Origin of the sequence: Burkholderia sp. ZZQ-2 (assembly GCF_050768715.1) — a bacterium.
GTDB classification, from domain to species: Bacteria; Pseudomonadota; Gammaproteobacteria; order Burkholderiales; family Burkholderiaceae; genus Burkholderia; species Burkholderia cepacia.
Genome location: NZ_LDVA01000183.1, coordinates 49,166 through 61,240, shown reverse-complemented (window position 1 = coordinate 61,240; position 12,075 = coordinate 49,166). Strand labels below are relative to the sequence as shown.

At 69.8% G+C, this 12,075-nt stretch carries 9 protein-coding genes; 8 read left to right on the top strand and 1 reads right to left on the bottom strand.

Annotated features, from left to right (window positions below; all coding sequences use genetic code 11):
* The 7 genes from ABY44_RS12235 to ABY44_RS12205 form a co-directional block, all read left to right on the top strand.
* Positions 1-1,220: aldehyde dehydrogenase (locus tag ABY44_RS12235; protein WP_431641246.1), on the top strand; the 1,220-nt coding region annotated here is incomplete at its 5' end.
* Between the two features lie 101 nt (positions 1,221-1,321).
* Positions 1,322-3,226, top strand: a complete 1,905-nt coding sequence (locus tag ABY44_RS12230; protein ID WP_175898476.1) for a feruloyl-CoA synthase — start codon at positions 1,322-1,324, stop codon at positions 3,224-3,226.
* A gap of 10 nt (positions 3,227-3,236) precedes the next feature.
* Positions 3,237-4,988 carry an acyl-CoA dehydrogenase gene (locus ABY44_RS12225; protein WP_059693293.1) on the top strand — a complete coding sequence of 584 codons (1,752 nt, stop codon included), beginning with the start codon at positions 3,237-3,239 and terminating at the stop codon, positions 4,986-4,988.
* Positions 4,989-5,144: 156 nt separating this feature from the next.
* Positions 5,145-5,639 (top strand): MarR family winged helix-turn-helix transcriptional regulator, encoded by a 495-nt coding sequence (locus ABY44_RS12220; RefSeq protein WP_060068076.1) that lies wholly within the window; start codon positions 5,145-5,147, stop codon positions 5,637-5,639.
* 273 nt (positions 5,640-5,912) lie between these two features.
* The gene (gene mhpT, locus ABY44_RS12215) at positions 5,913-7,118 is read left to right on the top strand and encodes a 3-(3-hydroxy-phenyl)propionate transporter MhpT (protein WP_059651509.1); all 1,206 of its coding nucleotides are present in this window, start codon (positions 5,913-5,915) and stop codon (positions 7,116-7,118) included.
* Between the two features lie 67 nt (positions 7,119-7,185).
* Complete coding sequence (locus ABY44_RS12210) at positions 7,186-8,325, top strand: porin (RefSeq protein ID WP_027790253.1); 1,140 nt, start codon at positions 7,186-7,188, stop codon at positions 8,323-8,325.
* Between the two features lie 28 nt (positions 8,326-8,353).
* Positions 8,354-10,078: a tannase/feruloyl esterase family alpha/beta hydrolase gene (locus tag ABY44_RS12205; protein WP_431641244.1), complete on the top strand. Its 1,725-nt coding sequence runs from the start codon at positions 8,354-8,356 to the stop codon at positions 10,076-10,078.
* Between the two features lie 83 nt (positions 10,079-10,161).
* Here ABY44_RS12205 and ABY44_RS12200 read toward each other — a convergent pair whose 3' ends face one another.
* Positions 10,162-10,638, bottom strand: a complete 477-nt coding sequence (locus ABY44_RS12200; protein WP_027790255.1) for an Lrp/AsnC family transcriptional regulator — start codon at positions 10,636-10,638, stop codon at positions 10,162-10,164.
* A gap of 180 nt (positions 10,639-10,818) precedes the next feature.
* Here ABY44_RS12200 and ABY44_RS12195 point away from each other — a divergent pair, with 180 nt between their 5' ends.
* The gene (locus tag ABY44_RS12195; RefSeq protein ID WP_431641242.1) at positions 10,819-12,051 is read left to right on the top strand and encodes a diaminopropionate ammonia-lyase; all 1,233 of its coding nucleotides are present in this window, start codon (positions 10,819-10,821) and stop codon (positions 12,049-12,051) included.
* Positions 12,052-12,075 lie beyond the last annotated feature (24 nt).

Genomic DNA, 12,075 nt, shown 5'->3' with positions numbered 1-12,075 from the left:
CGCGCGCGGGCGAATTCATCGAAACCGGCCGCGCGGAAACCGGTGCGATGGCGAACTGGTACGGCTTCAACGTGATGCTCGCGGCGAACATGCTGCGCGAGGCAGCCGCGATGACCACGCAGATCGACGGCGCGGTGATCCCGTCGGACGTGCCCGGCAGCCTCGCGATGGCCGTGCGCCAGCCGTGCGGTGTCGTGCTCGGGATCGCGCCGTGGAATGCGCCGGTGATTCTCGCGACCCGTGCGCTCGCGATGCCGCTCGCATGCGGCAACACGGTGGTGCTGAAGGCGTCCGAGGGTTGTCCGGGCGTGCACCGGCTGATCGGCAGCGTGCTGCACGACGCAGGGCTCGGCGACGGCGTGGTCAACGTGATCACGCATGCGCCGCAGGACGCGCCGGCGATCGTCGAGCGGCTGATCGCGAACCCGGCGGTGCGCCGCGTGAACTTCACCGGTTCGACACGCGTCGGCCGCATCGTCGCGACGCTCGCCGCGCAGCACCTGAAGCCGGCGCTGCTTGAACTCGGCGGCAAGGCGCCGGTGCTCGTGCTCGACGACGCCGATCTCGACGCGGCGGTCGAGGCGGTCGCATTCGGCGCGTTCTTCAACCAGGGGCAGATCTGCATGTCGACCGAGCGCGTGATCGTCGATCGCAAGGTCGCCGATGCGTTCGTCGAACGGCTCGTCGCGAAGGCGCGCACGCTGAAGGCCGGCAACCCGGCCGCGCCGGGCGTCGTGCTGGGCACGCTCGAAAGCGCGGCCGCCGCGCAGCGGATCGCGGCGATGGTGGACGACGCGCGCGCGCACGGCGCCGCGCTGCCGCTCGGCTGTGAAGTCGACGGCGCGGTGATGCAGCCGACGATCGTCGACGGTGTCACGCGCGACATGCAGCTGTATGCGGACGAATCGTTCGGGCCGGTGGTGACCGTGCAGCGCGTCGACGGCGACGCCGCCGCGCTCGCGGCCGCGAACGACAGCGAGTACGGGCTGTCGGCGGCGGTGTTCAGCCGCGATATCGCGCGCGCGATGCAGGTCGCGAAGCAGATCGAATCGGGCATCTGCCACATCAACGGGCCGACGGTGCACGACGAGGCGCAGATGCCGTTCGGCGGCGTGAAGGCAAGCGGCTACGGCCGGTTCGGCAGCAAGGCGTCGATCGCCGAGTTTACCGACCTGCGCTGGATCACGGTCCAGACCACGCCGCGTCACTACCCGATCTGAGCAGTCCCGGGCGCCGCGGCGCCCCAGTTAAGACAACGACACAATGAAGTCCCCGCCCGGCGCGCGCACGCGCGCGGGGCGGAACCGACCGGAGACAGAACTTGGATGCGGATCCGACCCAACTGCGCGACGCGGCTGCCGCACAGCGCGTTCCCGCCGGCTATCGCCCCGTGGCGATCGGCACGGCACCGCCGGAGATCGTGCAACGCGACGGCTGCTGGACCTTGCGCGCGACGACCCCGCTCGGCGCGTACCCACACAGGCTGACCGACCGGCTCGCGAGCGGCGCGCGCGCGCATCCGGACCGCTGGCTGGTCGCGCGGCGCGGGCCCGACGGTACGTGGATCGGCATCACGTATGCGCAGATGCTCGAGCGCGCCCGCGCGATCGGCCAGGCGCTGCTCGATCGCGGGTTGTCGGCCGAGCGGCCCGTCGCGATCCTGTCGGGCAACGACCTCGAACATCTGCAACTCGCCTTCGGTGCGATGTGGGCCGGCATTCCGCATGCGCCGCTGTCGCCCGCGTATTCGCTCGTGTCGAGCGATTACGGCAAGCTGCGCCACGCGCTCGCCGTGCTCACGCCGGGGCTGGTCTTCGCGTCGGACGGCGCGGCGTTTCGTGCCGCGCTCGACGCGTCGGTGCCGCCTGATGTCGAGCGCGTGGTCGTGTCGGCACCCGACGGGATGGATGGCGTCACGCGTTTCTCGTCGCTGCTCGACACGACACCGGGCAGCGTCGATGCCGCGCACGATGCGATCACCGGCGACACGATCGCGAAATTCCTGTTCACGTCGGGATCGACACGGCTGCCCAAGGCGGTGCCGACCACGCACCGGATGCTGTGCAGCAACCAGCAGATGCTGCTCGAGACGTTTCCGCAGTTCGGTCTGGAGCCGCCGGTGCTGGTCGACTGGCTGCCGTGGAATCACACGTTCGGCGGCAGCCATAACGTCGGCATCGCGCTGTACAACGGCGGCACGCTGTACATCGACGACGGCAAGCCGGTCGCCGGCAAGTTCGGCGAGACGCTGCGCAACCTGCGCGAGATCGCGCCCACCGTGTATTTCAACGTGCCGAAGGGCTGGGAAGAGCTGACCGCGGCGCTCGAAACGGATGCCGCGCTGCGCGAAACCTTCTTCTCGCGCGTGAAGATGTATTTCTTCGCGGGCGCCGGGCTGTCGCAGGCCGCGTGGGACCGGCTCGAGCGCGTGACGCTCGCGCACTGCGGCGAGCGCATCCGGATCATGGCGGGCCTCGGGATGACCGAGGCCGCGCCATCGTGCATGTTCACCACCGGGCCGATGTCGGGAGCCGGCTACATCGGCCTGCCCGCGCCCGGCTGCGACGCGAAGCTGGTGCCGGTCGACGGCAAGCTCGAGGCGCGCTTTCGCGGGCCGAACGTGATGGCCGGTTATTGGCGCGCGAGCGGCGACGACGCGCGCGAGGTATTCGACGAGGAGGGCTACTACCGCAGCGGCGATGCGGTGCGTTTCGTCGATCCCGCGCGGCCGGAGATCGGCCTGATGTTCGACGGGCGCATCGCGGAGGATTTCAAGCTGTCGTCGGGCACCTTCGTGAGCGTCGGGCCCATGCGCGCGCGGATCGTGTCGAACGGCGCGCCGTACGTGCAGGACGCGGTCGTCACGGGGATGAACCGCGACGACGTCGGCGTGATGATCTTCCCGCGCGTCGACGATTGCCGTCGCCTGGCCGGCGCGGCACCGGATGCCGACATGCGCACCGTCCTGCAGGCGCCCGCGGTGAGGGCGTTCTTCGCGGACCTGCTCGAGCGCCTGAACCGCGATGCGACCGGCAGCGCGACGTTCGTCACGCGGCTGTGCGTGCTCGAAACGCCGCCTTCGCTCGATCTCGGCGAAGTCACCGACAAGGGCTCGATCAACCAGCGTGCGGTGCTCATGCACCGTGCGGCGGTGGTCGACGCGATGTACGAACCGGGCGCGGCCGACGCCGGCGTGATCGTCGCCGGCACGGCGCGCCGCGCATGAGGTGCGCGCGATGAGCAACGCGTATTGCGCGCCGTTGCGCGACATGCTGTTCGTGATCGGCGAATGGCTCGATGCGCCGGCGCTGTGGCGCCGCGTGCCCGACTGGGCGGAGCTCGACCTGTCGACCGCCGGGCAGGTGCTCGACGAAGCCGCCCGCTTCGTGGTCGAACGCATCGCGCCGCTCGATTCGACCGGCGATCTCGAGGGCTGCCGGTTCGACGGTGCCGGCGTGACGATGCCGGCGGGCTTTCGCGATGCGTATCGCGACTACGTCGACGCCGGCTGGCCGACGCTGGCGCTCGACGCCGATTGCGGCGGCCAGGGGCTGCCGCATCTGCTCGACGTCGCGCTGCAGGAGATGCTCGCGGGGGCGAACCATGCGTGGCTGATGTCGCCGGGGCTCACGCACGGCGCGGTGGCGTGCCTGCGCGCGCACGGCGGCGAGCGCCTGAAGCGCGACGTGCTGCCGAAGATCGCGAGCGGCGAGTGGCTGACGACGATGTGCATCACCGAGCCGCAGGCGGGCAGCGATCTCGGCCTGCTGCGCACGCAGGCAGTGCCGGACCCGGCCGCCGACGGCTACCGGATCAGCGGCAGCAAGCTGTTCATCACCGGCGGCGAGCACGACCTGACCGACAACATCGTGCACCTCGTGCTCGCGCGGCTGCCCGATGCGCCGGCGGGAACGAAGGGGCTGTCGTTGTTCGTCGTGCCGAAGTGGCTCGACGCGCCGGGCGGCCGCGTGCGCAACGGCGTCTGGTGCGACGGCATCGAGAAGAAGATGGGGCTGAAGGCGAGCCCGACCTGCACGATGCGTTTCGACGCGGCCGCGGGCTGGCTCGTCGGCGAGCCGCATCGCGGGCTCGCATCGATGTTCGTGATGATGAACGCGGCGCGCCTGCAGGTCGCCATGCAGGGTGTCGGGCATGCGCAGAGCGCATGGCAGGCCGCGTCGGCCTATGCGCGCGAGCGCGTGCAGGGCAGGGCGGCGCCGATCGCGCAACACGCCGCGATCCGCCGCATCCTGCTCGATGCGCAGGCGATCGTCGAAGGCGAGCGCGCGATCGGCTACTGGATCGCGCACTGGCTCGACGTCGCCGCGCACGATCCGCAGCCGCCGGCACGGCTCGCGGCGTCGCGGCTGGCATCGTTGCTCACGCCGGTCGCCAAGGCGTTCTTCACCGCGAACGGCTTCGCGGCCGCGTCGAACGCGTTGCAGGTATTCGGCGGCTACGGCTACGTTCACGAATACGGGATCGAACAGACGGTGCGCGATTGCCGCGTGTCGATGCTGTACGAAGGGACCAACGAGATCCAGGCGATCGATCTGCTGGTGCGCAAGGTGCTGGGGGATCGCGGCGAGGCGCTGCATGCGCTGCTCGAGTTGATTCGCGCGGAAGCCGCGCAGAGCGTCCAGGCGGCAGCGGACGAGCGGGCGAGGGACGCCGGGGCGCGCGTCGCCACGCTGTGCGCGGAGCTCGAGCGCGTGACGGCCGGCGTGATCCGCGCGAGCGAGCACGATCCGGATCTGCCCTACCGGGTCGCGGACGACTATCTCGCGCTGGTCGGCTGGCTGCTGCTCGCGTTCGCGTGGGCGCGCACGCTGCGCATCGTCGGCGATGCGCCGGGAGACGATTCGTTCCGCGCGGGCAAGCGCGCGGTCGGCACCTACTTCTTCGACTATCCGCTCGCGGCATTCGCACACCGGCTCGCGCTGGTGGACGCGGGCTGCCGCGCGGCGTTGCCGGTCGTCGCGGCATAAGGTTCGTCCGAGCCGGGCGTGGACGGCCCGGGGCGGCTCGCCGGCCGGCACGAGCCGCCGTGCGGGCCGATTACGGGCCGATATACGGGCTGATTACGGCCTGATATACGGACCGCGTGAGGTAAGATGGCCCGCGATCCTCCTTCCGACACGTTCATGAGTTCGACACCCGTCAAACCGGCCGGCACGAAACGCACGGCCCGCGCCAGCGAAGCCAGGCCGCGCATGCGTTCGCAGCAGCGGCTTACCTACCTGATCGGCAATCTCGACCGGCTGCTGCGCCGCCAGATGAGCGATGCGCTCGTGCCGCTCGGTGTGACGCTTGCGCAGTACACGGCGCTGTCGGTGCTCGAGGCGCGCGGCGCGCTGTCCAATGCGCAACTCGCGGTGCGTTCGTTCATCACGCCGCAATCCGCGAACGAAGTGATGGTTGCGATGGCCGCCCGCGGCTTCGTGACGCGCGAGGCCGATCCCAGCCATGGCCGCGTGATCCTGCTGCGCCTGACCGACGAGGGTTCGGCAATCCTGCGCGAATGCGAGCAGGTGCTGCGGCCGCTCGAACGCCGGATGCTCGGCGACGACGTGAGCGCCGACGACGTCGCGCAGGTTCACCGCACGCTCGAGCTGTTCGTGCGCAACCTGCGCGACTGAGCACGCCGCCGCGTCTTTCGTTCCGGTTTCTCCGGCCGCGCCGGGCCATGCCGCGGCATGGCGCGGGCCACGAACGGGTTGCGGGTTAACACCGCGCTCGCGACACTTGAAATATCAGGTTACCTGTTATTAAATCATCCCGTCCCTCGACGGGATTTTCTTTCGGGTTCTTAATCAGGTTACCTGATAAATAGACGAGACCCGATCACGATAAAGCAAGGACACCGCGCATGCGTTCCGCGTATGCCGCGCGAGTCACGGTTAGGAGACGACATGGACACTTCCGTTGCCGCAAGGCCGGCCGTCGCGACGACGCTCGGCCTGTGTTTCGCGATCGCATTGCTCGAGGGGCTCGACCTGCAGTCGGTCGGCGTCGCGGCACCGCGCATGGCCCACGAATTCGGGCTCTCGGTTTCACAGATGGGGCTCGCGTTCAGCGCGGGCACGTTCGGCCTGCTGCCGGGCGCGATGCTCGGCGGCTGGCTGGCCGACCGGGTCGGCCGCAAGCACGTGCTGATCGCGTCGGTCTGCCTGTTCGGGCTGCTGTCGATCGCGACCGCGCAGGTGTCGAGCTTCGCGATGCTGGTCGCCGTTCGTGCGCTGACCGGCCTCGGCCTCGGCGGCGCGATGCCGAACCTCATTGCCTTGTCGTCGGAAGCGGTCGACGCACGCTCGCGCAGCAGCGCGGTGGCCGTGATGTATTGCGGGATTCCGTTCGGCGGCGTGATCGCGTCGCTGATCGGCGTGCTGCTCGCAGGCGACACCGAATGGCGGCACATTTTCTATGTCGGGGGCGTCGGCCCGCTGCTGCTCGCGCCGCTGCTGCTCGCACTGCTGCCCGAATCGCGTGCGTTCCTCGACGTCAGCGCATCGGGCGCGGCGCGCCCCAGCGTCGGACAGACGCTGTTCGGCGGCTCGCGCACCGGCACGACGCTGGCGTTGTGGCTCAGCTACTTCTGCACGCTGATCGTGCTGTATTTCCTGCTGAACTGGCTGCCGTCGCTGATGGCCGCGAAGGGGCTCGCGCGCAGCCAGGCCGGGATCGTGCAGATCTTCTTCAACATCGGCAGCGGCCTCGGCGTGCTCGGCATCGGCATGTCGATGGACCGCTTGCGTCCGTCGCGCGTGGTCGGCGGCATGTACGCGGGGATCGTGCTCTCGCTTGCCGCGCTGGCGATCGCGCCCGGACTCCTGTGGCTGTCCGCCGCCGCGTTCGCGGCCGGGATGTTCGTCGTCGGCGGCCAGTCGGTGCTGTATGCGCTGGCCGCGATCTATTACCCGACCGCGATGCGCGGCACCGGCGTCGGCTCCGCCGTTGCCGTCGGCCGCCTCGGCTCGGTGGTCGGGCCGCTCGCCGCCGCCGAACTGCTCGCCATGGGCCGCAGCGCGTCGGTCGTGATCGGCGCGAGCATTCCCGTCACGCTCGTCGCCGCCGTCGCTGCGCTGATGCTGATCCGGCGCCCGCAGGCGCACGACTGATTTCTTCCCATTTCAACCACGAGCGCCGGTAGAGCGCGATTACGACACAGGTCTGGAGACGAACACCATGAAGCACACCAAAGCCTTGCTGGCGGCCGGCGCATGCGCGCTGGCCGCGACCGGCGCGCACGCGCAGTCGAGCGTGACGCTGTACGGGATCATCGACACGGGCGTCGAGTTCGTGTCGCACGCGAACGCGGCCGGCGACCACGTGGTACGCATGCCGGGCGTGACGGGCGAGCTGCCGTCGCGCTGGGGCCTGCGCGGCACCGAGGATCTCGGCGGCGGCTACCAGGCGGTGTTCACGCTCGAAAGCGGCTTCAACGTGCGCGGCGGCGATCTCGGGCAGGGCGGCCGGCTGTTCGGGCGGCAGGCGTTCGTCGGGCTGAAGGGCGGCTTCGGCACGCTCGCGTTCGGCCGCCAGTACACGATGACCTATCTCGCGCTGCAGGGCGCGGACATCATCGGCCCCGACATCTACGGCCTCGGCTCGTTCGACGCGTACGTGCCGAACGGCCGCTCCGACAATGCGGTGACCTACGTCGGCACGTATCGCGGCGTGACGCTCGGCGCCGCGTATTCATTCGGCCGCGACGGCGCGGGCACCGGCAACTCGCCGGGGCAGGGCACGTGCGCGGGGCAGGTGCCGGGCGACGCCACGCAGTGCCGCAACTGGTCGGTGATGCTCAAGTACGACAGCGCGTATTTCGGCGCGGCGGCGTCGTACGAGGAGCAGCGCGGCGGTACCGGCGCGGCCGCCAACTTCTTCGACGGCGTGGCGCCCGTTCCTTTCACGAGCAGCGGCGGCAAGGACGCGCGCACGCACGTGAGCGCGTATGCGCAGGCGGCCGGCGCGCGGATCGGCGCGGGCTGGATCGGGCGGCGCGTGTCGACCGGTTCGCCGGCCGCGCCGGGCGCGCATTCCGACCTGTTCTTCGTCGGCGCGTCGTATGCGGTCAAGCCGGATTTCGTCGTCGACGGCGAAGGCTACCGGATCGTCAACAGCGCGCACGACACGCGCGCGACGATGGCCACGCTGCGCGCGACCTATCTGCTGACCAAGCGCACGGCCGTCTACGCGCAGTCGTCGTATCTGTGGAACAGCGCGCATGCACGCTACGCGGTCAGCGGCGGCGGGCCCGGCACGACGCCCGGCGAAGGGATGGGGCAGCTCGGCGCGATGGTCGGCGTACGGCACATGTTCTGATTCAGCAGCCTGACGAACGAGGGATATCTTGAACAGAAAATCTGCATTCCTTTGCATTGCGCCGCTGTCCGCGGCGGCGATGCTCGCCGGGTGCGGCGGCGACGATTCGGTCAACGCCACGCCGACACATATGAGCGCCGCGACGCCGGCCGCGATGGCGCAGACCTGCGACGCGCTCGCCGCGAAGCTCGCGTACGCGAACACGTCGTTCACGTCGGTGACGACCGCGGCCGCGGGCACGCTGAAGGTGGCCGGCAAGCCGGTCGCCGAGCACTGCGTGATCGAAGGGAAGATGAACGAGCGCGTGAGCGCGGTGGACGGCAAGACCTACGCAATCGGCTTCGAGATGCGCTTGCCGAAGGCGTGGAACGGCCGCTTCTTCTACCAGGCGAACGGCGGGCTCGACGGCAATGTCGTGACCGCGACCGGCGAGATCGGCGGCGGCGGGCCGTTGAACGATGCGCTGAACATGGGGTTCGCCGTGATCAGTTCGGATTCCGGGCACAGTGCCGCGCAGAATCCGCTGTTCGGCCTCGATCCGCAGGCGCGCATCGACTACGGCTACGGTGCGGTCGACGCGCTCACGCCGATGGCGAAGCAGGTGATCCGGCTCGCGTACGGCAAGGCGCCCGACCGCAGCTATTTCGGCGGCTGCTCGAACGGCGGCCGTCACGCGATGGTCACCGCCGTGCGCAACCCGGCCGACTACGACGGCATCATCGCGGGCGATCCGGGCTTTCATCTGCCGAAGGCGGCGATCGGCGAGATGTACGGCGCGCAGCAGTTCGCGAAGATCGCCTCGGCGACCGGGACGAACGGGCTGCCGGACATCCGCAGCGGCTTCACCGACGCGGAGCGGCAGTTCGTCGGCGCGAAGATCCTCGAGAAATGCGATGCGCTCGACGGCGCGGCCGACGGGATGGTGCAGGACGTCGCCGCGTGCCAGGCGCACTTCAGCGTCGAGTCGGACGTCCCCACTTGCGCGAACGGCACGCGCACGGGCGCCTGCCTGACGCCCGCACAGAAGACCGCGCTCGAGAACGTGTTCACGGGCGCACGCAACAGCGCGGGCACGGCACTCTACGCGGGTTTTCCGTACGACCCGGGCATCGCCGGTGGCGGCTGGGCCTCGTGGAAGCAGTCGAATTCGATCACGCTCGATCCGGCCGCGATGGCGTTCACGTTCACGACGCCGCCCAAAAGCGCTGCGACGCTCGCGAACCTGCCCGGTTTCGCGCTCGGCTTCGACATGGACAACGACGCACCGGCGATCTTCGCGACGAACGGCACGTACACGCAATCCGCGTGGACGTTCATGACGCCGCCCGACGAGACGAACCTGTCCGCGCTGAAGGCGCGCGGCGCGAAGCTGCTCGTCTATCACGGCACGGGCGACCCGGTGTTCTCGTTCGACGACACGCGCGACTGGTATGCGCGGCTCGCACAGGCGAACGGCGGCGATGCGTCGGATTTCGCGCGCTTCTATCCGGTGCCGGGGATGAACCACTGTTCGGGCGGGCCGGCGGCCGACCAGTTCGACCTGCTGACGCCGCTCGTCGCGTGGGTCGAGCAGGGGCAGGCGCCCGCTACGGTGGTGGCCGCCGCGCGCGACGCGACGAACGCGGTGCCGAGTGCGGATGTGCCGGCGTCATGGGGCGCGGGTCGTACGCGCCCGCTGTGCCCGTATCCGCAGGTGGCGCGCTACAACGGTTCGGGCGACGTGAATTCGGCGGCGAGCTTCAGTTGCCGCTGACGTAGCCGTCGATGGGAAACGGCCGGCGCGCGCGATCGCGTGCCGGCCGCTTCATGTGTGCAATCGCTCACTCGTTCACTCACTCATTCGCCCGGATCGACCGGCACCTCGAGCCCGACCTTCACGCGGCTCATGCTCACCAGCGTCTTGAACCGCTTCACGTTGTTGTTCGCGAAGAACAGCTCGCGCGTGAGCGCGTTGTACTGATCCATGTTGCGCACCGCGACGATCAGCACGAAATCCCATTCCCCCGTCACGTAGTAGCACTGCTGGATCTGCGGGCAGCGCTCGAACGCACGTTTCATCGCGTCGAGCTGGTCGATCTGCTCGCTTTCGACCTCGACGTTGACGACGATCGTCAGCGGATGATCGACCTTGTCCGGTGCGACGACGGCGGTGTAGCGCTCGATCACGCCGTCGTCCGCGAGACGTTTCAGGCGCCGGTTCACGGCCGCGGTCGACAGGTTGACGCGCGCGCCGAGTTCGCTCTGCGGCGTCTGCGCGTCGCGCTGGATTTCCATCAGCAGCTTGCGATCGAACGCATCGAGTGGGGTGGTCATGATGGCGCTTGAAACCTCGAAAGAATGAGAAATTTTTGCGTCTAGGCGGTCGATTCGGCGATTTTATTGACCGGGATGCGCAATATTATTTTTCGGACCGACGGCGAACGCAACCCGCGCTTGCCCGATCCGATCCACCCGACGGGCCGCCGGCGCGGCCCTGTTCCCGAGCCTTTCGCCATGCTGATCGCCAACCCCCGCGCATCGCGCGCTGCCTATCCCCACGCGCTGCGCCGCGTGATGAACATCGCGTCGGCCGACGAAAGCGGCGCGTGGTTGTCGCACTGGCCGCTCGTCGGCCACGCGCGCACGCCGCTGCGCGTGCTGCCGGATCTCGCCGCGCGGCTCGGCGTCGCGAGCGTCAGCGTGAAGGACGAGTCGTGCCGCTCGCCGCTCGGCAGCTTCAAGGCGCTCGGCGCGCCGATCGCGCTGGTGCGGCTCGTGAAGCGGCTGCGCCGCCAGCAGGATCTCGATCCGCAAGGGCTCGTCACCGGCCGCTATGCGGCGGAACTGGCCGACCTGACGGTGATCAGCGCGACCGACGGCAATCACGGCCGCGCGCTCGCCGCCGCCGCGCGCGCGATCGGCTGCGGGTGCGTGATCGTGCTGCACGCGAACGTCGATGCGGAGCGTGAGCGCGCGATCTCCGCGTACGGCGCGCGGATCGTGCGCATCGCGGGGAACTACGACGAATCGGTGGTCTGCGCGGCACAGCTCGCGCAGGCGAACGGCTGGTATGTCGTATCGGATACGTCGTACGACGGCTACGAAGCGATTCCGCGCGACGTGATGCAGGGCTACGGCGTGATCGCCGCCGAGGCCGCCGCGCAGGCGGCGCCGGACGGCGGGCGGCCGTTCACGCACGTGCTGCTGCAGGGCGGCGTGGGCGGCCTCGCCGCGGGCGTCGCGAGTTATCTGTGGGAGCGCGACGGCGTGGAGCGGCCGCATTTCATCGTCGTCGAGCCGCGCCAGGCCGACTGCCTGTACCAGAGTGCACTGGCCGGGCGCGCCACCAAGGCGACCGGCAGCGTCGATTCGGTGATGGCCGGGCTCGCGTGCGGCGAGGCGTCGCCGCTGGCGTGGGATTTCCTCGAGATGTGCATCGACCATTTCATGCTGATCGACGACGAAGACGCGGTGCAGGCGATGCGCGGCCTCGCGGCCGGCAGCGAACGCGACGTGCCGGTCGTGGCCGGCGAATCGGGCGCGGCCGGCGTCGCGGGGCTGGACGTGCTGATGCGCGACCCGGCACGCGCGCGGCAGGTGGGGCTCGACGCGCATTCGCGTGTGCTGGCGATCAATACGGAAGGCGCGACGGCGCCGTCCGTGTACCGGAGCTGCGTCGGCGAGGCGGCCGACGCCGTGCTCGCGCGGCAGCGCGACTGGCTGGACCGCGCGACGGTGGCGGCCTGAACGACATCACGACCGACGACGACC

What these genes read in the sequence shown, in the direction of transcription:
- ABY44_RS12225 (WP_059693293.1), top strand. Translation starts at nt 3,237, where the DNA reads ATGAGCAACGCGTATTGCGCGCCGTTGCGCGACATGCTGTTCGTGATC.
- ABY44_RS12220 (WP_060068076.1), top strand. Translation starts at nt 5,145, where the DNA reads ATGAGTTCGACACCCGTCAAACCGGCCGGCACGAAACGCACGGCCCGC.
- mhpT (WP_059651509.1), top strand. Translation starts at nt 5,913, where the DNA reads ATGGACACTTCCGTTGCCGCAAGGCCGGCCGTCGCGACGACGCTCGGC.
- ABY44_RS12210 (WP_027790253.1), top strand. Translation starts at nt 7,186, where the DNA reads ATGAAGCACACCAAAGCCTTGCTGGCGGCCGGCGCATGCGCGCTGGCC.
- ABY44_RS12200 (WP_027790255.1), bottom strand. Translation starts at nt 10,638, where the DNA reads ATGACCACCCCACTCGATGCGTTCGATCGCAAGCTGCTGATGGAAATC.
- ABY44_RS12195 (WP_431641242.1), top strand. Translation starts at nt 10,819, where the DNA reads ATGCTGATCGCCAACCCCCGCGCATCGCGCGCTGCCTATCCCCACGCG.